The organism is Butyrivibrio sp. LC3010 (genome assembly GCF_000424385.1).
Taxonomy (GTDB): Bacteria; Bacillota; Clostridia; order Lachnospirales; family Lachnospiraceae; genus Butyrivibrio.
In genome coordinates this window covers 259,300-280,406 of record NZ_AUJU01000002.1, presented here as the reverse complement: position 1 = coordinate 280,406, position 21,107 = coordinate 259,300, and the positions used below count along the sequence as shown (strand labels likewise).

The 21,107-nt window shown below is 39.0% G+C and carries 17 protein-coding genes; 16 read left to right on the top strand and 1 reads right to left on the bottom strand.

Annotation, left to right across the window (positions count from 1 at the left end; translation table 11 throughout):
• From G622_RS0103045 to G622_RS0103005, 9 genes are all read left to right on the top strand, one after another.
• A partial coding sequence (locus G622_RS0103045; protein WP_026509449.1) for an AIR synthase-related protein occupies positions 1-362 on the top strand: 362 nt, incomplete at its 5' end.
• A gap of 150 nt (positions 363-512) precedes the next feature.
• Complete coding sequence (locus G622_RS0103040) at positions 513-1,355, top strand: adaptor protein MecA (RefSeq protein WP_026509448.1); 843 nt, start codon at positions 513-515, stop codon at positions 1,353-1,355.
• A 178-nt stretch (positions 1,356-1,533) separates the two neighbouring features.
• Positions 1,534-2,268 (top strand): pseudouridine synthase, encoded by a 735-nt coding sequence (locus G622_RS0103035; protein WP_026509447.1) that lies wholly within the window; start codon positions 1,534-1,536, stop codon positions 2,266-2,268.
• Complete coding sequence (ligA, locus tag G622_RS0103030) at positions 2,268-4,292, top strand: NAD-dependent DNA ligase LigA (RefSeq protein ID WP_026509446.1); 2,025 nt, start codon at positions 2,268-2,270, stop codon at positions 4,290-4,292. Before G622_RS0103035 ends, ligA begins: the two co-directional genes overlap by 1 nt.
• 66 nt (positions 4,293-4,358) lie before the next feature.
• Complete coding sequence (metA, locus tag G622_RS0103025) at positions 4,359-5,330, top strand: homoserine O-acetyltransferase MetA (RefSeq protein WP_026509445.1); 972 nt, start codon at positions 4,359-4,361, stop codon at positions 5,328-5,330.
• Between the two features lie 141 nt (positions 5,331-5,471).
• Complete coding sequence (locus tag G622_RS0103020; protein ID WP_026509444.1) at positions 5,472-5,948, top strand: hypothetical protein; 477 nt, start codon at positions 5,472-5,474, stop codon at positions 5,946-5,948.
• Between the two features lie 79 nt (positions 5,949-6,027).
• Positions 6,028-6,525, top strand: coding sequence for a hypothetical protein (locus G622_RS0103015; RefSeq protein WP_026509443.1), 498 nt, complete (start codon positions 6,028-6,030; stop codon positions 6,523-6,525).
• Positions 6,526-6,527: 2 nt separating this feature from the next.
• Positions 6,528-7,652 carry a DUF6765 family protein gene (locus G622_RS0103010; protein WP_026509442.1) on the top strand — a complete coding sequence of 375 codons (1,125 nt, stop codon included), beginning with the start codon at positions 6,528-6,530 and terminating at the stop codon, positions 7,650-7,652.
• Between the two features lie 25 nt (positions 7,653-7,677).
• Positions 7,678-8,211, top strand: a complete 534-nt coding sequence (locus G622_RS0103005) for a DUF308 domain-containing protein (protein WP_026509441.1) — start codon at positions 7,678-7,680, stop codon at positions 8,209-8,211.
• Between the two features lie 166 nt (positions 8,212-8,377).
• On the opposite strand, the gene G622_RS0103000 is transcribed toward G622_RS0103005, so the two are convergent.
• Positions 8,378-12,649 (bottom strand): 2-hydroxyacyl-CoA dehydratase, encoded by a 4,272-nt coding sequence (locus G622_RS0103000; protein ID WP_026509440.1) that lies wholly within the window; start codon positions 12,647-12,649, stop codon positions 8,378-8,380.
• A gap of 236 nt (positions 12,650-12,885) precedes the next feature.
• Between G622_RS0103000 and G622_RS0102995 the strand changes: the two genes are divergently transcribed.
• From G622_RS0102995 to G622_RS24250, 7 genes are all read left to right on the top strand, one after another.
• Positions 12,886-13,761 (top strand): hypothetical protein, encoded by an 876-nt coding sequence (locus G622_RS0102995; RefSeq protein ID WP_026509439.1) that lies wholly within the window; start codon positions 12,886-12,888, stop codon positions 13,759-13,761.
• 73 nt (positions 13,762-13,834) lie between these two features.
• Positions 13,835-14,593 carry an RNA polymerase sigma factor region1.1 domain-containing protein gene (locus G622_RS0102990; protein ID WP_026509438.1) on the top strand — a complete coding sequence of 253 codons (759 nt, stop codon included), beginning with the start codon at positions 13,835-13,837 and terminating at the stop codon, positions 14,591-14,593.
• Positions 14,594-14,661: 68 nt separating this feature from the next.
• The gene (locus G622_RS0102985; protein WP_026509437.1) at positions 14,662-15,072 is read left to right on the top strand and encodes a hypothetical protein; all 411 of its coding nucleotides are present in this window, start codon (positions 14,662-14,664) and stop codon (positions 15,070-15,072) included.
• A gap of 246 nt (positions 15,073-15,318) precedes the next feature.
• Positions 15,319-16,389 carry a recombinase RecA gene (gene recA, locus G622_RS0102980; protein WP_026509436.1) on the top strand — a complete coding sequence of 357 codons (1,071 nt, stop codon included), beginning with the start codon at positions 15,319-15,321 and terminating at the stop codon, positions 16,387-16,389.
• 5 nt (positions 16,390-16,394) lie between these two features.
• Positions 16,395-17,018 (top strand): regulatory protein RecX, encoded by a 624-nt coding sequence (locus tag G622_RS0102975; RefSeq protein WP_026509435.1) that lies wholly within the window; start codon positions 16,395-16,397, stop codon positions 17,016-17,018.
• A gap of 101 nt (positions 17,019-17,119) precedes the next feature.
• On the top strand, positions 17,120-18,673 hold the full coding sequence (gene rny, locus G622_RS0102970; RefSeq protein WP_026509434.1) for a ribonuclease Y: 1,554 nt from the start codon (positions 17,120-17,122) through the stop codon (positions 18,671-18,673).
• 265 nt (positions 18,674-18,938) lie between these two features.
• Positions 18,939-21,023 (top strand): HD-GYP domain-containing protein, encoded by a 2,085-nt coding sequence (locus tag G622_RS24250; RefSeq protein WP_049945656.1) that lies wholly within the window; start codon positions 18,939-18,941, stop codon positions 21,021-21,023.
• The last annotated feature ends 84 nt before the right edge of the window (positions 21,024-21,107 follow it).

The following is a 21,107-nucleotide window of genomic DNA, read 5'->3' as shown; positions in this document are numbered from 1 at the left end:
TGAGAGACGTTACAAGAGGTGGTCTTGGTACCGTACTTCATGAGTTCGCTAATGCTTCTTCCTGCGAAATTCATCTTTATCAGGACAGACTTCCTGTAGGAGATGAAGTCAGAGATTTCTGTAAAATGCTTGGACTTGATCCAGTTTACATGGGAAATGAAGGGAAAATAATCTGTGTAGTTGATGCTTCTGATGCAGATAAAGCCTTACAGATCATAAAGAATTCACATTATGGCGAAACTGCAGCTATAATCGGAGAAGTTAAAAGAGCCGATAATATTGGTGTAGTACTTCATACACCTATTGGCGGAGAAAGACTCATCGGCCCTTTATACGGAGAAGGCCTTCCAAGAATCTGCTGATTTCTTTTGCATTTATGCATTACTGTGATATAATGCACTATATGTTGTAGTTAGGGATAACAGACTTCTTGTACTAGTCAGACCAAAACATTTTACCTTGTGATATTCGAGAAGTCATTACATGGTTATACGTAATGTGGAGTTGTATTTATGAAATTTACAAGAGTTAATAAGGATACCGTTAATTGCATAATCACTGAAGACGACATGGATGAGCAGGGATTAAAGCTAGAGGATCTTTTTGATAAAAGTAAGGAAGCAATGGATTTTCTTCATGATATAATGGAGAAAGCGGCTACAGAAGTGGATTACAAGCCGCAGGGGGCTTTCACTCCAATGCAGATCACTGTATTGCCGGATCATTCAATATCTCTTACACTCTCTGAGAACACAGAGGGAGCTTTTGCAGATATGCTTAAGAATCTTACGGAGAAGGCGGGACTTCGTTTCCCTAAAAACTTCTTAGAAGAGCTTGGTGATACACCTGAGGAGGACAGAATCCCAAGACTTAGTGAGTATCTTCAGAGCCTTAAAGATTTTACCAATTCTGTTAAGGATATGGTTGAAAAGACCAGAACCGAAGCTGAGAAGATAGATAAAGATGCCATTCCTGATAAGAAGAAGGAAAGTGGCAGAAAAACTAAAATCGTTCCGGACGAGCAGAAGGACAATGGAAAAAATGAGCTCGACAGACTTGGATTTTCAACTTTTGTTTTTGAACTCAAAAACTTAAGGACTGCTATTGCACTTAGTAAGCAGATTTCGGGTACGATTTCCATGGAGAGTACTCTTTACAGAAGCAACTCTGCCAATGCTTATTATATGGTATTTGACAGAAGGGATGAGAATGCTAAGACATTTGCTGCTGTATTTTCAATCTGCTATGAGTTTGGTAAATTTGTAACTACTAAAGATAATATTATTTGTCATATGGATGAGAGTTTCGACATAGTTCTTAAGAAGAACGCTATTGAGACACTCCGTAGCTTATAAATACTGTTAGAGAAGTGCGACTGCATTTTATCAGGTTTTCAAACGGGACGACTTCATAATGAAGGACGTTCCGTTTTAGTATAGATTCCTAAATTTCTTCAGAAATTTAGGAATCGTACTGGACTAGGCCCTCACAAAGTGAGGGGCGTATCCCAATGTAATAGAGGAAATGCTATTGATAAACGAAGATAGTAAAGCAATAAGATTAAATAAATATATCGCCATGTGTGGCATTTGTTCCAGAAGAGATGCTGATAAGCTTATCCAGGATAACAGAGTAACAATTAATGGTAAAATTGCCGAAAACGGTGCTAAGGTCACAGACAAAGATGAAGTATGTCTCGATGGGAAAGTCATCAGAATGAATGATGAGAAGGTTGTCCTGGCATACAATAAGCCTGTTGGAGTTGTCTGCACCGAGAAGGATGAGCATGCTGAGAAAACAATAATTGATGATATAAAGTATGAAAAACGTGTAACCTATGCCGGACGTCTCGATAAGGATTCAGAGGGACTGATGATCCTTACAAATGATGGGGATCTTATACAGGCAATGATGAAGTCTGCCAATGGCCATGAAAAGGAATATGTGGTTGAGGTGGATAAAGAGATTTCTGATGCTTTTGTGAAAGATATGGCAAAGGGAGTTTATCTTAAGGATCTTGATCAGACGACAAAAACATGTGTGGTCAGAAAAAACGGTAAAAAGAGTTTTAATATAATACTTACGCAGGGCCTTAACAGACAGATAAGACGAATGTGCGAGGCTTTTGGCTATAAGGTTACAAAACTAAAGCGAATCAGAATTTTAAATATTGAACTTGGTAATCTTGATTATTCTGAATATAGGATTATCCGGGGGCAGGAATTAAAAGAATTATATAAAGTATTAGATAACAGGGGAATTAGTTAATGGTAACAACTGAGATTAAATCAAAATACACGGAGCTTTCTGAGAAAATCCGTTATCATATGGATCGATATTATAATCAGGACTCACCGGAGATATCTGATTATGAATATGATCAGCTTATGCAGGAATTGAAAAAGCTTGAGAGTGAGTATCCCGAGCTGATTACAAAGGACTCACCTTCACAGATAATCGGAGGTACGACAAAGCGCGAGGCTGGAGTTAAGGTTACTCACAATGTACCAATGCTTTCAATAGAGGATGTTTTTGACAGGGAATCAGTTATTGCCTGGGTGAATAAAGTTCATGAAAAACACCCTGATGCGCTTTTTTCAGTTGAGCAGAAAATTGATGGCCTTAGCATGACATTAAGATATGAGAGCATGACCGAGAAGCCGGGATTTATGCATCTGACTCTTGCAGAGACAAGAGGTGATGGCAGAATCGGAGAGGACGTAACCATAAATGCTCTTGTTATTCCCGATGTAAAAAAGGAAATTCAATATGATGCGGCTTATCTGGAACTTCGCGGTGAAGTTTATATGTCTCATGAAGACTTTGACAGATTCAATGAACAGCAGGAAAAGCTTGGTAAAAAGGTTGCAGCTAATCCCAGAAATCTTGCTGCGGGTACACTAAGACAGCTCGACAGTAATATCACTAAAGAGCGCGGACTTAGAATGTTTGTCTTCAATGTTCAGGATGGTCCGGAGGAACTTATGCAGAGCCACTGCAAAGCCCTGGATGAGCTTCAGAAAATCGGAATACCTGTAGTGGAGCACAGACAGTGCAAAACTGCTGAAGAGATCCTTGAAGCAATAGATGCCATAGGCGATGAAAGATTTGATCTTGAGTTTGATCTTGACGGTGCTGTAATAAAGGTAGACAGGACCGGATGGAGAGATGATTTCCCTGCAGGAAGTAAGTACTCAAGCGGCCATATAGCCTACAAGTATCCACCGGAAGAAAGAGTTGTGGTTATGGATGAAATTCTTGTAGATGTGGGTAGAACCGGCAAACTAACTTTTACAGGAAGCTTTCATGATAAAGAGACAGGTAAACCCGCAAGACTGTGTGGTACTTCTGTTTCAAGGGCGACACTTCATAACCAGGATTATATTCGCGAGATGAAGATTGGTGTCGGCGGAGCTTACAAGTTGTTCAAGTCAGGAGAAATCATACCTAAACTGAACGGCTGCGTTGAGGAGCCGGAATCAGTATATGAGGCACCGCAGGTTTGTCCTGTATGTGGACACAAGCTTGTAAGAGAGGAAGACACAGCTGATATCAGATGTGTTAATCCTACATGTCCTGCCCAGGTTACAAGGACAATTGCATATTTTACTTCCAGAGATGCTATGAATATCATGGGACTTGGCGATACCCTCATAGAAGCTCTTACCAAAGACGGATATTTAAAGAGCTATGCCGATATATATGAGCTTAGAAATTATCGTGATGAGATGGTTCAGAAGGGAATTATCGGTAAAGAAAAGAACACTGATAAGCTTCTTGGCGAAATAGAAAAATCCAAAGAAAATGATCCTGTAATGCTTCTTACGGGACTTGCCATCCGAAATGTCGGAAAAGCCACAGCAAGAGAAATAATGAAGCACGTCTCTGACATAACTGAATTGTTTAATGTCACGGTTGACGGATTTTTATCAATGCCTGATATTGGTGAGACTACAGCGAATGACCTGTATGAGTTTTTCCATAGTGAAGAGAACAGACAGCTGATTCTCAGAATGAAGCAGGAAGGGGTAAATACAGCAGTTATCCCGGAGGAGGATGCTTCTGATAAACTTGCGGGAATGACAATAGTTGTTACCGGAACACTGCCTACGCTTGGAAGAAAAGAAGCAGAAGGTCTTATTGTTAAAAACGGTGGCAAAGCGTCAGGAAGTGTATCAAAGAAAACTTCTATGGTTCTTGCCGGTGAAGCAGCAGGAAGTAAGCTTACAAAAGCTCAGGACCTTGGAATCAAAATTATAGATGAAGCTGAGTTCCTGAAAATGCTTGAATAAAATATTATTATACGAGACTAAAAATTAAGGATAAAACTCTTGATATAATTGGGAGGAGAAAAAATCATGCCTATAAAAATTATGAATGATCTCCCGGTGCGGGAAATACTTGAAAAAGAAAACATCTTTGTAGTTGACGAAAATCGCGCCATGCACCAGGATATTCGATCTTTGAATATTTGTATTTTAAACCTGATGCCATTAAAGGAAGATACGGAGTTGCAGCTTCTCAGGTCACTTTCAAATACACCACTGCAGATCGATGTATCATTCATGCGTGTCAGCAGCCACAAATCGCTCAACACGTCGCCTAACCATTTGAACAGATTCTATCATACGTTTGAAGAGCTAAGAGATAATACCTACGACGGCCTTATTATCACAGGTGCACCTGTGGAGCAGATGGAATTTGAAGAGGTTGATTACTGGAAAGAATTATGTGAGATTTTTGAGTGGTCAAAAACAAATGTAACATCAACCTTCCACATATGTTGGGGAGCTCAGGCAGGATTATATTATCATTACGGAATACAAAAGAGAAAGCTTCCGGAAAAGCTCTTTGGTCTGTTCGAACACAGAGTTGAAAATAGAAAGGTTCCTTTGGTAAGAGGCTTTGATGATGTATTTTTGATGCCTCATTCAAGGCATACAGAATCTCCTTCCAATGAGATCCATGCATGTAAAGAACTGGTGGTTCTCGCAGAATCTACAGTGGCAGGTGTATTTTTGTGTATGTCCAGAGACGGAAAAAATATATTTGTTATGGGACATGCAGAGTATGACAGATTAACACTTCATAACGAGTATATCAGGGATCTTAGTAAGGATTTGCCGATACATGTTCCTGAAAACTATTATCCTGATGATGATCCTGATAATACCCCTAAGCTCACCTGGAGATCCCACTGTAATAACCTGTATTCTAATTGGCTTGATTACTATGTATATCAGGCTACACCTTATAAATGGGGCCAGATCCTCGATGATGACAGGAAACAGAAAGCAAGAAGTGAACTGACAAAAGAGGACACAGAATAATTTACAAATAATCCATAAAAACATAAAAGTTTTATGAAAAAAAAGTAACATCTGCCGCAAACGATAAGAAATACGATAAAATGTATTATATCGATTACAGTAGGAAAGCGGGTGCCATTATCCGCGGAAAAGGGGTATACAATGGGTTTAGATCTTGAAGAGGAAGAGAAAGAAGTAAAGACTACTCCAAAGGCAAGAACTAAGAGAACAAAAGAGCTTCTTGAAGAGCATGCAAGGCGTATGGATGAGCTTAAGAACGAGCACTCTAGCCTTGAAAAGGAAATAGAGGAATTGGATTCTGAAGCAATGGCTCTTGGCAATAAGGATGCTATCAATTTAAAGATCACTCATGAAAAATTTGGTGAAGGTACTATAAAAAAGCAGGAAGGCAAGTATATTGAAGTTGAGTTTTCCGATGTAGTGAAGAAATTCGTACTACCCGGTGCTATTGCTGATGGCTATTTGAAAATAGATGATGAAAATCTTCTTGATTATTTCAAGAAGAGAAATGATGTTCACAATCGTTCTCTGAAAGCGCATCTTGCTCTCAGGTCTAATGAATTTGCAATGGAACGGTTACAGGACGATATTGATAAAATTATTGAAAAATCTAAATAGTATTATTTTATAGTGATATTGAGGGTTGTCGCAAATATGCGGCAGCCCCTTTAAATTGTGAATATACGGAGTGTACTAAATGTCTGAGGAGACTTTGGCACTGATAAGAAAATATAATAACAATATTGAAATGAGCGGCTTGGGTGTCATTGCATTCGGCATTTGGGAAGTTCTGAAGTTTTTTATTAAAATTGTTGCCGGGACAGATGATATCAATGGTTACTATGTGCTGGTAGATGACGTACCTACACCTGTCGTAAAAGTTCTGGTAGTTATTTTTCTGATGTGCTTTTATGGTGGCATATTATTTTTACATGTTTATATAGGCTTTTCGGCTATAAGATTTGCCAGGGCAAGAAGTAATAAGAAAACATTTCTGATATGGCTTTGTTTGCTTGCAATATACAGTATATGGAGTCTGGCGGCATACATTGGGACAGGAAATATCAGAGAATGGGATGACGGTGATGTAATTACTATTTTTGTAGAGTTATCATTTATGTCTATTATCTTTGACATTATATATTCATACTACAGAATTAAGAAAATACAAAAAAAAGAGGGGCTGGATAGTTAGATATGCAAGAGGATTTTCATTATTATGCTACATATTGTGCTGCATATCTTGCAGGATATACGCATGAAGAGAGCGAAGATATCTGCTATTGCGCCCAGCTTGTGGATTTATGTTCCGGAACATTTTTAACAAAATTAAATGCTCCTTTATCGGCAGCAACGACACAGCTTCAATTAGAAATGATGGATGCAAGGACAGATATTATAGGACTTCAGAATATAACAAGAATCTGGGCATCATTCCACTTTCTGCCATATGATCTGTATGCTCAAAAGCGCGGTCGCACAAGGATATATATGAATAAATACAGGCTGATCTGTATGCCTAACAGCGACCTTATGGTTAAGACCGTTGAGCTTGCCAAGGGTAAGCCTATACAGGCAGTTGGGGTTGCCATGCATGTGCTGGCTGATACATGGGCTCACAGCTATTTTGCAGGAACACCTTCACTTGCCATAAATAATACGAACTGGAATTTCAGGGAAGTCATCACTATAGAAGGTGAGGAGAGAGAGGTTCCAATAAAATTCAGGCATAACCCTTCAGCTAAAGATGATGTGGCTAATAATCTTTACACAAGTAGTATCTTCCAGAATAATGAAAATTCCGTAATGAACCTTGGACATGGAAGAGCAGGACATCTACCGGATTATTCTTTTATGAAATACAGATATATTCCCGCCTGGGATGACTATAAGGAGATAACTAAGGATAATCCATCTGATTATCTAAAAGCTTTTGCACAGATGATATACGCCATGAAATATATTAGGGGTGATATCAGCACATTTGGAAAAGATAAGTACGACACCGAAGCGATAGAACCATATAAGGATAGAATTAATGCGATTATAAGAAAGAGGCAGCTCATAGCTTCCGAAGACTGGAAGAGCTTTGGTGAAGATCTTTCCGGAAAAAAGATAAGGGATTTTGATCTGGAGATTTATCAGAAGGAGTATATTACAAATTATAAAAAAGAGGATACCTTTTTAGGAAAGTTTATTGAAGCCGCTCTTGCACAAAAGGGAATGGTGACTTATGAAATATATACTTCTAAAAATTATTTGGCGGGATTTTCCAAGACCATATCTAACGGAAACAGTTTATTAAAAACAATCTTTGGGTAATGAATTATAAATCAGGGTAATATTTATGTCTAGAATACATAGAATAAATAACATCATATTTGGCATAGTAATGCTTATTTATGCTTATTTAATGATACAGACACCTGATGAAGCATATCCTGTTATTCTTGCGATTATTGCACTTGGTCTTATGCTTTCTGGATTAAAAGAGCTTTTTTACTTTCTTACAATGGCAAGATTTATGGTCGGAGGGAAACTCAGTCTGTACAAAGGGATAATAACTTTGGATTTTGGTCTGTTAACAGCTACTCTTACAGATATACCATCATTCTATATTTTGATGTATCTTGCCGGAATCCATGCTTTTGCAGGACTCGTGGAGTTCCTGAGAGCCAATGAAGCCAGAATCAATGGCGCCAGATCATGGAAAACTAAATCATTGCATGGTCTTGTGGACATAGGTATTGCGGTTCTGTGCTTTATAAATTATAAAAATCAGGAGACAGCTGTTGTCATCTATAGTCTGGGACTGATTTATTCAGGAGTATTAAGAATCATTTCAGCGCTAAGGAAAACAACGATTATATACATTCCGTAAATGCAAATCGAAGAGATCCTATTAAGCTCGTGAAAAATGATAGGTATAAACAAAATATAAAAAGTGGCGTATCGACCTGACTAATAAAAGTCAGGAAGATACGCCACTTTTTATATGAAAATGTGTTAGCTTTTTATGAATATGGATTCAATCAATATGTCAAGGATTATGAAATGGCTTTCTTTTCTGAAGCATATTCTTCTTCATGTGCTTTTTTATGAGCAGTAGAAAGCATAAGCTTGATTCTGTTAAGCTGGTTAACTTCACTTGCGCCGGGATCATAATCAATTGCGACTATATTACATCCGGGATAGAGCTTTCTCATCTGTTTGATTACACCCTTACCAACTACATGATTGGGAAGGCATCCAAAAGGCTGGGTACATACAATGTTTGAAGCACCTTCCTTTATGAGTTCTACCATCTCACCTGTAAGGAACCAACCCTCACCGGTCTGGTTACCAATGGAAACGATAGGCTTTGCATATTCTACAAGCTTATAAATGCTTGTAGGAGCATCGAAATGTACACTATTTTCAAAAGCTTTGGAAGCGCCGCCGCGGAGCTTCTCAAGAGCCCAGATTCCTGCCTTACAGAAAGCCTTTGTCTTCTTACTTGTACCAAACTGATCTGCTTTATATACCTGATTGTAGAAGCAGTAGAGCATGAAGTCCAGAAGATCCGGTACAACAGCCTCAGCTCCTTCTGATTCAAGCAGTTCGACAAGATGATTATTGGCTGCAGGAGCGAACTTAACAAGAATCTCACCAACAACACCAACTCTTGGTTTAACTTCATCTGTTATCTCAATCTGATCGAAATCTTCTACAATTTCTTTACACAGATGCTGGAATTTGGTAAAGCTCAGATGTTTCGCTGAAACAAACTCAATACACTTTTTCTTCCACTTTTCATGAACTGCATTAACAGAACCCTTCACTTTTTCATAAGGGCGCATGCGGTAAATACATCTCATGAAGATGTCACCGAATACTGCTGCATAGGCAGCTCTCTCAAGCATCTCAAAATTGATATGGAAGCCGGGATTGTGCTCAAGCTTACTTAAATTAACTGATACAACAGGTACTTGTTCCATACCGGCTTTTCTTAGAGCTCTTCTTATAAATCCTACATAATTGGTAGCACGGCATCCACCACCTGTCTGGCTCATCAAAACTGCAGTTTTGTCCAGATCATATTTACCTGAATGAAGCTCATCCATTATCTGTCCAACGACCCAGAGAGAGGGATAACATGCATCGTTATTAACATATTTAAGGCCCATATCAATGGCATGTTTATTGTCATTCTGCATGACTACAATATTGTAACCACATGCAGAGAGGGCAGGCTCCAATATATCAAAGTGGATAGGAGACATCTGAGGAACAAGAATTGTATAATTCTTTCTCATTTCCTCTGTAAACAGGCGTCTCTTTATAGCTGTTGAACCAATAGTGCGTTCCTTGTTTTCCTTAAGCTTACGTACACGTATTGCAGCAAGCAGGGAACGTACACGGATTCTGGCACTGCCTAAGTTGTTTACTTCATCAATCTTAAGGCAGGTATAAATCTTATCTGAACCTGCAAGAATATCATTAACCTGGTCTGTTGTTACTGCATCAAGACCACATCCGAATGAATTGAGCTGTATGAGATCAAGGTCATCTCTAGTGCGTACAAAGCTTGCTGCAGCATAGAGACGGGAGTGATACATCCACTGATCTGATACAATGAGTGGTCTCTCAGGAGTTCCAAGATGTGAGATGGAATCCTCTGTGAGGACAGCAACACCGTAAGAGCAGATCATATCAGGAATTCCGTGATTAATCTCAGGATCCACATGATAAGGACGACCTGCCACAACGATACCGTGCTTGTTATTGTCCTTCATCCACTTAAGAGTCTCTTCACCCTTCTTGCGGATATCATCTCTTGCCTTCGCCATCTCATCCCAGCCGTTTTTTGCTGCAAGAATAATTTCTTTGGCGGGTATTTCTTTAAATTCTTTAACAAGTGCATCAGTAACTGTCTTTAAACTTGTAAAAGACATGAAAGGATTTCTGAACTTAACCTTTCCATCTGTGATCTCTTCTACGTTATTCTTTATGTTCTCAGAATATGAGGTAACAATAGGGCAGTTATAATGGTTGGTTGCACCTTCAACCTCATCTCTTTCGTAGAAAAGTCCGGGATAGAAGATGAAATCAACATTATTCTTTATAAGCCATTCTACATGTCCATGTGACAGCTTTGCAGGATAGCACTCGGATTCACTGGGGATTGATTCAATTCCCAGTTCATAAATCTGATGTGTGGACCTTGGTGATAATACTACGCGATAACCGAGGTTTGTAAAAAATGTGAACCAGAATGGATAATTTTCATAGAAATTAAGTACTCTGGGGATACCTACAGTACCTCTTTTTGCATCCACTTCAGTCAGAGGCTCATAACTAAAAATTCTCTTGTATTTATAATCAAACAGGTTAGGTATTCCTGCTGCATTTTTTACTTTACCGATACCACGCTCACAGCGATTGCCGGATATATGCTGACGACCACCCGTGAATTTATTAATGGTAAGACGGCAATGGTTGGTGCAGCCCTGGCAGGTTGTCATGCTGGTTGTGTATTCAAGTTTGTTGATCTGGTCAATGGTGAGCATGGTTGTCTTAGAGCTGTTCTTTTCATGGAATCTGTTTCTGGCTATAAGAGCAGCACCAAAAGCACCCATAATTCCTGCAATATCAGGTCTTGTTACCTGAGCGCCTGATATTTTCTCAAAGGCTTTAAGAACTGCATCATTATAAAAAGTACCTCCCTGAACAACGATGTGTTCACCGAGCTCCTTGGCATCAGATACTTTAATAACCTTAAAGAGAGCATTTTTTATAACTGAGTAAGCAAGACCTGCTGAAATATCAGCTACTGAAGCGCCTTCCTTCTGAGCCTGCTTAACTCTTGAATTCATGAAAACAGTGCAACGTGTACCAAGATCAATCGGCGCCTCGGCAAAAAGTGCGATTTTGGCAAAATCCTGAACGCTGTAATTCAGGGACTTTGCGAAGGTCTCTATAAAGCTTCCACAGCCTGAAGAGCAAGCTTCATTAAGTTGAACACTGTCTACTGTATCATTCTTAATATGTATGCATTTCATATCCTGGCCGCCAATATCCAAAATACAGTCAACCTTGGGATCAAAGAATGCTGCTGCGTTATAGTGGGCGATTGTTTCAACCTCGCCATCATCAAGCATAAGTGCGGACTTTAAAAGCGCCTCTCCGTATCCTGTTGAGCAGGAGCGGGCGATTGTAACACCTTCCGGCATAAGCTTGTATATTTCCTGAATAGAACTGATTGCAGTCTTAAGAGGACTTCCGTTGTTACTTGAATAGAAGGAATAGAGGAGATCTCCTTCCTCTGAAACAAGAGCACATTTTGTTGTTGTTGAGCCGGCATCAATTCCAAGGAATGCATTACCCTTATAATCATCAAGCTTAGCTGTCTTAACTCTGTAATTATTCTGACGATCAAGAAATTCCTGATATTCACTTTCAGAGTCAAAGAGAGGCTCAAGTCTTGAAACCTCAGCAGCCATTGTAATCTTATGAGAAAGCTTGCCAATCATCTCAACCATTGAATAATGACAATTCTCATCTGCATTCATTGCAGATCCCATAGCAGCAAAGAGGTGTGAATTATCAGCGTCAATGATGTGCTCGTCATCAAGCTTAAGAGTGCGGATAAAAGCTTCCTTAAGCTCTGAGAGGAAGTGAAGAGGGCCTCCCAGAAATGCAATGTGTCCACGGATAGGCTTGCCACAAGCAAGACCACTGATAGTCTGATTTACAACAGCCTGAAAAATAGAAGCGGCAAGATCCTCCTTGGTAGCGCCTTCATTTATAAGAGGCTGAATGTCAGATTTGGCAAATACTCCGCATCTTGCAGCTATAGTATATAAAGACTGGTAATCTTTAGCGTATTCATTGAGTCCTGATGCATCAGTCTGAAGAAGAGATGCCATCTGGTCAATAAAGGAACCTGTTCCACCGGCACAGATACCATTCATACGCTGCTCAACATTACCACCCTCAAAATATATGATCTTGGCATCTTCACCACCAAGCTCTATGGCAACATCTGTCTTGGGTGCAAGAGCTTTGAGGGCTGTTGAAACAGCAATAACCTCCTGCACAAAAGGAACCTCAAGGTGACCTGCAAGTGTAAGACCACCGGAGCCTGTAATTACGGGATGAAGTGTAACATTTCCACTTATTTTGGCAGCATCCTGAAGGAGGGAAAGAAGTGTCTCCTGAATGTTGGCAAAATGCCTCCTGTAATCTGAAAATATAATGTTCCTACCGGCATCCATAAGAGCTATCTTAACGGTAGTAGATCCTATATCAATGCCTAATGTGTAGTCCTTAGAAATCATAAAATCAAACCCCTGAAAATTATAAAACTGATTTGTTATTACTTATTATATATGCGAAATAAATGCGCATTACGCTACATTATAATCTAAGGCGAATCAAAAATCAATTGTGCAAATTACGATGCAAAAGCCCATGAAATGTGATAAACTCATTAAGAATGTGAACAAATTCAATAAATTTTTGCTTGAAAAAGAAAACGGAGAAGATTCATCCGGTTTCTTGAAATAGGAGAAGTATGAGTAATTTTGAAAAGAAATTTGGGAAGTATGCAATTAAAAATTTAACAATTGTATTGATTATCTGCTATATAATCGGATACATTTTCAGATTTGCACCTGTGGGATCTGGTATTCTTAATTATCTGACACTGAATCCATATGCGATTCTTCACGGACAGGTATGGCGACTTATAACATGGATACTTATTCCGCCAACAGAAAGTAATTTGTTTTTTGTACTGATCATGCTTTATTTTTATTATTCCATTGGAACGACAATGGAGAGAGTATGGGGCGAATACAGATATAACCTCTATATTTTTACAGGTCTTATCTTAATGATAGTAGCTTCGTTCTTATCATATGGCTATGTTATGTTCAAATATGGTCAGGTTTTCGGAAGTGCTGAGATTTCAATGCTTATGCAGACCGTGTCATATGTGTTCAGCACATATTATATTAATATGTCTATTCTTCTGGCATTTGCAGCAACATTTCCGGATAATGTTGTTCTGTTTATGTTCATTATTCCGCTTAAAATGAAGTGGCTTGGAATTGTTTACGGCGTATGGCTGGCATTTGAGGCTATATCAGCTGCAATTAGTGGCAACATATACCTCTTCTTTGCAATAACGGCGTCACTTCTTACATTTGCATTATTCTGGGTTTCAAACGGAAGACTTATGCATCTTCGTCCAAAGGAAGTTAAGAGAAGAAATGAATTCAAGCGTTCCGTAAAGATAACACCACCCGGGATTACCAGACATAAATGTGCGGTTTGCGGAAGATCAGAGATTGATGATCCTACTCTTGAATTCCGTTTTTGCTCAAAATGTAACGGTAATTATGAGTATTGTCAGGAACATTTATTTACCCATACTCATGTAAAATGATGAAGTATTGAACGCAAAGCTGAATATGTGTTCATGAATCTATATTTGAAATTTTTAATTTCGGAGATGTAATATGTCTAATCTTGATAATAAAGAACAGGAATTTGCCAAAAGACTCGGTGACCTTACTAAATACGCCAGAAGACAGGGCGGTACTGTCAGTGAGGATGAAATAAGAGATGCTTTTGATGAACTTGAATTAAGTGATGCACAATATGAGCTTATCTATGAATATTTAAAAAAGCATAATATTGGTATCGGGGAGGCAATAGATGCTTCTGAATATCTGACAAAAGAGGAAGTAAGCTACCTTGATAATTATCTTGAAGAGCTGCAGCTGCTTGAAAAGCTCTCAGATGGGGAAAAGGAAGCTCTGATCATCTCTGCAATGGCAGGGGAGAGTGATGCTCAGAAGAAACTTGTGGAGCAGAGCCTGTTAATGGTGACCGATGTTGCAAAGCTTTATGCTGAACAGGGAGTGCTTATAGAGGACCTTGTTGGAGAGGGTAATATCGCTCTTATGAAAGCAGTTACAGAGCTTTCAACTCTTGAAAGCCATAAGGAATGTGATGCTTATCTTGCCCAGAGAGTAATGGATGCCATGGAGAGCCTTATAGAGGACGATGCAGCTGAAACAGCGAGAGCACAGAAGGCTGTGGTTCTTGTACAGGAAGTGGCTGATAAAGCTAAAGAACTGGCTGATGAGCTAAGGAGAAGCTGCACTGTAGAAGAGCTTGCAGAGGAGACGGGAATGGAGGTCTCCAGGATTCTGGAAGCTATTAAGGCCTGTGGTAATCAGATCGAAGATATAGATTATAAACCAGAAAAATAATGAGGGTAAGTTATAGTACACTAAATCTGATATGATATTATCAGAGCGAAACATTAGGGGACGGACGCTTGTATAACATAATTAATGAAGATGATTTTAAATACACAATGCAGGATGTTTCAAGATATTATCTTGGAGCCAGACTCAGCTACAGGGAGATTATGGCAGATGAGATGGCCCCCTTTAAGTTTAAGACGATTGTAGAGCGTTATATTGCAAAGGATATAGACGCGGATACAACTCTTGAAAGTCATCTGTATCATCTGACTGACCAGGACTTTGAATGGCGTGTTTTTAAACAGCTCAAGGCAAAGGTAAGAGTCAGTCAGTTGAAGAAGGGCTCTACAGATCATTATCAGGAAAAAGTTTATACTATGGATCAGCTTGCTGCAATATCTCCTGATAGCAAGGAGAGTGCCGGCATGATAGTCAGGGAGCTGATCATTTCCAAGCTGGCATTACTTGCTTTTTCATTATGATCTAACTATTTTACCTGTTGAATCCTTTTTTTGAAGATCGGATTCAATCAAAAAAACAGGTTGACTTTCGGGGATGATACGTGTAGTATACTAAAGTCTTATTTCCGGCGTTTCGCCAGATATTCCATTTTTTAATTGTCAAAGTAAATGATTTTGCAATTTTGTACTTTTTTATTGACACAAACGAACATTTGTTTTATTATCAATTCAGAACACTTGTTCTGAACAAAGAAGGAGAAGAACAGTATGGAAAGAGAAGATAAGCAGAAAGCATTAGAAGCAGCACTTGGCCAGATTGAGAAACAGTTTGGTAAGGGTGCAGTTATGAAGCTGGGTGATCCGTCAGCACAGATGAATGTAGAGACTACTCCTACCGGATCACTGAGCCTTGATATAGCACTTGGACTTGGTGGTATCCCTAAGGGACGTATAGTTGAGATTTATGGTCCTGAGTCCAGTGGTAAGACCACAGTAACACTCCATATGATAGCTGAGGTTCAGAAGAGGGGCGGTATAGCAGGATTTATAGATGCTGAGCACGCTCTTGATCCGGTTTATGCTAAAAATATAGGTGTTGATGTAGATAATCTTTATATTTCACAGCCTGATTCAGGTGAGCAGGCATTGGAGATCTGTGAGACTATGGTGCGTTCAGGTGCTATAGACATTGTCGTTGTCGACTCCGTAGCAGCTCTTGTTCCCAAGGCTGAAATTGACGGTGACATGGGTGATTCTCACGTTGGTCTGCAGGCCAGACTGATGTCACAGGCGCTTCGTAAGCTTACTGCAGTAATCAGTAAATCAAATTGTACTGTTATATTTATTAATCAGCTTCGTGAGAAGGTTGGAGTTATGTTTGGTAATCCTGAGACTACTACCGGTGGACGTGCTCTCAAATTCTACTCATCAGTACGTATGGATGTCAGAAGAATTGAGACATTGAAGCAGGGCGGAGAGTCAATTGGTAACCGTACAAGGGTTAAGATCGTTAAGAATAAGATTGCTCCTCCTTTTAAGGAAGCAGAATTTGATATTATGTATGGTAAAGGCATATCCTATACAGGTGATGTACTGGATCTGGCGGCAGCTGTTGATATAGTCAACAAGAGTGGCGCATGGTATCAGTATGGTCCTGATAAGATTGGTCAGGGACGTGAAAATGCCAAGAATTACCTCGCTGAACATCCTGATAAACTTGAGGAGATAGCAGCTAAGGTCAGAGCTCAGTATGGACTTGAATCAGATGAGACGGTGAATTCTGAGGAAGCTCCTGCAACAGGAAAAAAAGCAAAAGCTGCTAAAGGCGAAGAGGCATAAAATATATGACTGTAACGGATATAGTACCGCTCGATAATAAAAGATCAAAAGTATATGTAGACGGTGAGTTCGCTTTTATCCTATACAGAGGTGAAATTAGAAATTACAGATTAAGGACTGGCGAAGAAATATCTTCGCCAGTTTTTGATGAGATCAATAATTCACTAATCCCTAAAAGGGCCAAAAAGCGCGCTATGAACCTGCTTCAAAAAAGAGATTATACCGAGTATAAACTCAGAGAGAAATTGAAAGAGGGCTTTTATACTGATGAAATAATAGATGATACTATCGAGTATCTTAAGTCTTACAGATATCTGGATGATGAGCGATATGCAGAGGATTATATCAGATATCATATGGAGTTTAGGAGCAGAAACAGAATCCGTCAGGACCTTATGCAGAAGGGAATCAGTTCTGAGATTATAAGCAGATTACTTGAAGAAGCTTATATGGAGGAAGAGAATAATCCAGAGCTGTTATTATGCGTTAATCTTCTTCAAAAAAAACATTATGATCCTCATACGGTAACCTATGAAGAAAAGCAGAAAATGATGGCATTTTTATACCGTAAAGGCTTTAGTAATGACATCATCACAAAAGCGTTATCTCTTGACACAAGCGGCATCTGAGCGTAAACTTAATATGTTGTTATATTGTATGAATAAAGATTATTAAAATCATTTTATACAAAATATCGTACAATGAAAATTGAATAAGGAGGTGCTCCTGTATGCCTACATTTATTGTAGCAGTAGCAACTCTTGTCGTTTCAGTAGCATGTACCGCATTCATTCTGATTTCCCGTCAAAAGAAAATTGACGCTGAGAATGAGAGTAAAATCGGTAGCGCTGAAGAAAGGGCAAGAAAAATCATCGATGACGCTGTGAGGGCTGCTGATGAATCGAAGCGCGAAAAACTCCTGGAAGTTAAAGAAGAATCACTGAAGGCAAGGAATGAACTTGAAAAAGAAGTGAGGGATAGGAGAGCAGAGGTTCAACGTTCAGAAAGACGAGTTCAGCAGAAAGAAGAGAATGTCGAGAAGAGATCAGAAGCAATTGAGAAGAAAGAAGCCAGTTTAAATGCACGTGAAGATGCATTAAACAAAAAGACGCAAGAGGTTGCGAAGCTTGATGAGCAGAGAAGACAGGAACTTGAGAAAATCTCAGGCTTAACCTCCGAGCAAGCAAAAGAGTATCTTTTGAAAATTGTTGAAGATGACGTGAAGCATGAATCCGCAGTCATGATAAAGAACATGGAAGCGGAGGCAAAGGAAGAAGCAGATAAGCGTGCGAAGGAAATCGTTGTTAATGCGATTCAGAGATGTGCAGCTGATCATGTTTCAGAGACTACAATCTCAGTAGTTCAGCTTCCAAATGATGAAATGAAGGGACGTATTATCGGACGAGAGGGTAGAAATATCAGAACCCTTGAGACTATGACCGGTGTTGATCTTATAATTGATGACACTCCTGAAGCTGTTGTTATTTCAGGATTTGATCCGATCAGAAGAGAAGTTGCCCGTATTGCACTTGAGAAGCTTATTGTAGATGGACGTATCCATCCTGCAAGAATTGAAGAGATGGTTGAGAAGGCTCAAAAGGAAGTTGCTAATAAGATTAAGGAAGAAGGAGAGAACGCTGCTCTTGAAGCAGGAGTTCATGGACTTCATCCTGAGATTATTAAGTTATTGGGACGTATGAGATTCAGAACCAGTTATGGTCAGAATGCACTTAAGCATTCTATTGAAGTTTCCCAACTTTGTGGGCTTATGGCATCTGAGCTTGAGCTTGATGTCAGAATTGCTAAAAGAGCAGGTCTCTTACATGATATTGGTAAAGCAGTCGATCATGAGATGGAAGGGTCACATATCTCATTAGGTGTTGATATCTGTAAGAAGTATAAAGAATCTGCAACCGTCATCAACGCAGTTGAGGCGCATCATGGTGATGTAGAACCTCAGTCACTGATTGCTGTTATAGTTCAGGCTGCTGATACAATTTCAGCCGCAAGACCTGGCGCAAGAAGAGAAACTCTTGAAACCTATACCAGCAGACTTAAAGAGCTCGAAGAGATTACGAATAGCTTCAAGGGAGTAGATCATTCCTTTGCTATTCAGGCCGGAAGAGAAGTCAGAGTTATGGTTGTTCCTGAGCAGGTAAGCGATTCCGATATGGTATTAATGGCAAGAGATATTGCTAAGAAGATTGAGAACGAGATGGAATATCCCGGACAGATCAAAGTTAATATCATTCGTGAAAGCAGAGCAACTGATTACGCAAAGTAATTTTCAACGAAAATTAAACCGATATGTACGAAAATGTACATGTCGGTTTTTTATTTATAAGAAATTCCGATGGGGTTCTTATAAATAAAAAACTCCGCGAGAATGCGCACTCGCGATAGAGGAATATACATCTGAAATGGCAGCATGCGCTGTAGGAATTTCACTGGCGAAATCCTGATTTAATTAAACTTATTATAAGAAATTTATATTTGTTTTAATAAATGCCGTATTATTATCCGTAAGCCTGTACATTGAAGATGTACTCTTGAATGAAGGTGAAATAGAAAAGCCGCCAATCATTTTGAACATTACAAAGCTTCTGTCTGTTATTGCAATATGTCTTGTTGTCATTTCACAGTTTACGGGGATATACTATACTTTTGATGAAAATAATATTTACACCAGATCTCCGTATTATTTTGTAAGCTATGTTTTTCCATATTTTGTTTTAATTATTCAGCTTGCCACACTTGTGCGATATAGAAAAAGACTACGCGGAAAAATTGCTTTGTCAGTTTTCCTTTTTGACGTTGTAAGTCTTACGGCTTCCATGATTCAGTTGTTTATGTATGGTGTATCTCTTGTGGACATGGCTGCCGTTGTCATGGTAATAGGACTTTATATTTTTGCGCTTCTTGACATGAATGAAAGGGTAGAGAGAGCCAATCAGATAGAGATAAACAAGTTAAAGGTTGAACAACAGAACTTGAAGCATCTTTTTGAGCAAACAGTAACTGCTCTTGCGACAGCGATTGATGCCAAGGATAATTTTACCCGTGGGCATTCACTCCGAGTTGCTGAGTATGCCAGGGAAATCGCCCGTCTGTCCGGGATGGATGAAAAAAAGTGTGATGAAGTATATTTTGCTGCTCTTGTACATGATGTTGGCAAAATTGGTATAAAAGATGATATCATACAAAGGGATAGTAATTTGTCTGATGAAGAATATGAGATAAAAAAGAAACACACTGAGATAGGCGGAGAGATTCTTTCATCAATTAGTGAGTTTCCTTTTTTGAGCATTGGTGCAAAGTATCATCATGAAAGATTCGACGGAAAAGGATACTCAAGTGGATTATCAGGTACGGATATACCTGATATTGCAAGAATAATTGCGGTAGCTGACAGCTATGATGATCTGACATCCGGAAGAAGCTACAGGGACCCGCTTCCACAGAGTACTGTCAGGGAGGAAATAGTAAAGGGTCAGGGAACCCTTTTTGATCCTGAATATGCTAGAATCATGGTCAATATGATCGACAAAGATACCGAATACATGATGAGGGAGCAGGAAGAAAATATTAACAGCACAGATCATACTGATCTTAGCAAGGTAACTGAAATGCGCTTTGAAGAATATAAAAACAGTGTTTCAGATGGACTTCAGATAACAGATCACAAAACAAAAATATCCTTTAAAATTAATTCTGATCTGGGATATGAATCAAGATTTGCTATGCCTTCCATTATTCTATTTGATTCATTTGACGGTTGTGTGCATAATGATGATAGGAATATCAGAGTACTGAATTATATCGAATATGGTGAAATCTGGCTGGATGGCAATACAATCTGCACAGCTGCCAGAGATATCAAGTCAACTATTTCCGAAAGCGGTTCATTTTCTCCCAAATGCGAAATTGAAGCCGTAAGAATTAAAGACCATGTTAGAATAAAGATAAGGAACCAGAATAAGAGGATTGATGTAATAGTTGCTCTTTTTGATGATGTCCGGTTTGCATTTATAGGAATTACCGGAGAGCACTGTAAGATACAGAATATAACTGTTGAGCATGATAAAGAAGCAGTTTTAGAGGACTATATTCCAAGAATTGCGGAAGAGGTGAACTATATCAATAATCTTCAGGGTGATATTCCGAATGTTCAGATAAATGGATACAGATCTGATATTACAAAGCCACTACCGGTCAGAGATGGTATGCGGATCAGCTTTTTTACCAAAAGTCTCCCTTCGGCAAATCTAATTTGGCACTGCGCATATGTCCTTTTGTTTGCAGCAGATGATGAAAAGCAGGATGGCACTAATTATAGGGAATTTGCATGTATTCGAATCGACGGCGAAGATGCCACAAAAGTCAAGACAGCATCTAATGAGCTTGTAGTCAGGAAGGACGCGGAATTTGAGAGCTGGGATGTCTGGAAGGAACGCAATAAAAAAGGATTTCCATGTGAGATTACTTTTAAAAGAAGGAAAAATAAGATTACAATGGTGACTTCAAATGCAGGTATTTCCATAAAAAATACCACTATAATTCCGGATAATGAAAAGAATATACTGGTCGCATTGACCGGAGACCAGTGTACTTTAACAAACATTATAGTTTTGTAAGATAAAGGTAGACCTGTTGTTCAAAAAACTATATAATCAATTAAGTAGTAACAAATTTAATTTAGCAAAACACAAGGAGGAGCT

Coding starts and splice junctions, on each gene's coding strand:
- G622_RS0102990 (WP_026509438.1), top strand. CDS start 13,835: ATGTCTAATCTTGATAATAAAGAACAGGAATTTGCCAAAAGACTCGGT.
- G622_RS0103000 (WP_026509440.1), bottom strand. CDS start 12,649: ATGATTTCTAAGGACTACACATTAGGCATTGATATAGGATCTACTACC.
- G622_RS0103005 (WP_026509441.1), top strand. CDS start 7,678: ATGTCTAGAATACATAGAATAAATAACATCATATTTGGCATAGTAATG.
- G622_RS0103010 (WP_026509442.1), top strand. CDS start 6,528: ATGCAAGAGGATTTTCATTATTATGCTACATATTGTGCTGCATATCTT.
- metA (WP_026509445.1), top strand. CDS start 4,359: ATGCCTATAAAAATTATGAATGATCTCCCGGTGCGGGAAATACTTGAA.
- recA (WP_026509436.1), top strand. CDS start 15,319: ATGGAAAGAGAAGATAAGCAGAAAGCATTAGAAGCAGCACTTGGCCAG.
- G622_RS0102995 (WP_026509439.1), top strand. CDS start 12,886: ATGAGTAATTTTGAAAAGAAATTTGGGAAGTATGCAATTAAAAATTTA.
- G622_RS0103015 (WP_026509443.1), top strand. CDS start 6,028: ATGTCTGAGGAGACTTTGGCACTGATAAGAAAATATAATAACAATATT.
- G622_RS0103020 (WP_026509444.1), top strand. CDS start 5,472: ATGGGTTTAGATCTTGAAGAGGAAGAGAAAGAAGTAAAGACTACTCCA.
- G622_RS0103040 (WP_026509448.1), top strand. CDS start 513: ATGAAATTTACAAGAGTTAATAAGGATACCGTTAATTGCATAATCACT.
- G622_RS0102975 (WP_026509435.1), top strand. CDS start 16,395: ATGACTGTAACGGATATAGTACCGCTCGATAATAAAAGATCAAAAGTA.
- rny (WP_026509434.1), top strand. CDS start 17,120: ATGCCTACATTTATTGTAGCAGTAGCAACTCTTGTCGTTTCAGTAGCA.
- ligA (WP_026509446.1), top strand. CDS start 2,268: ATGGTAACAACTGAGATTAAATCAAAATACACGGAGCTTTCTGAGAAA.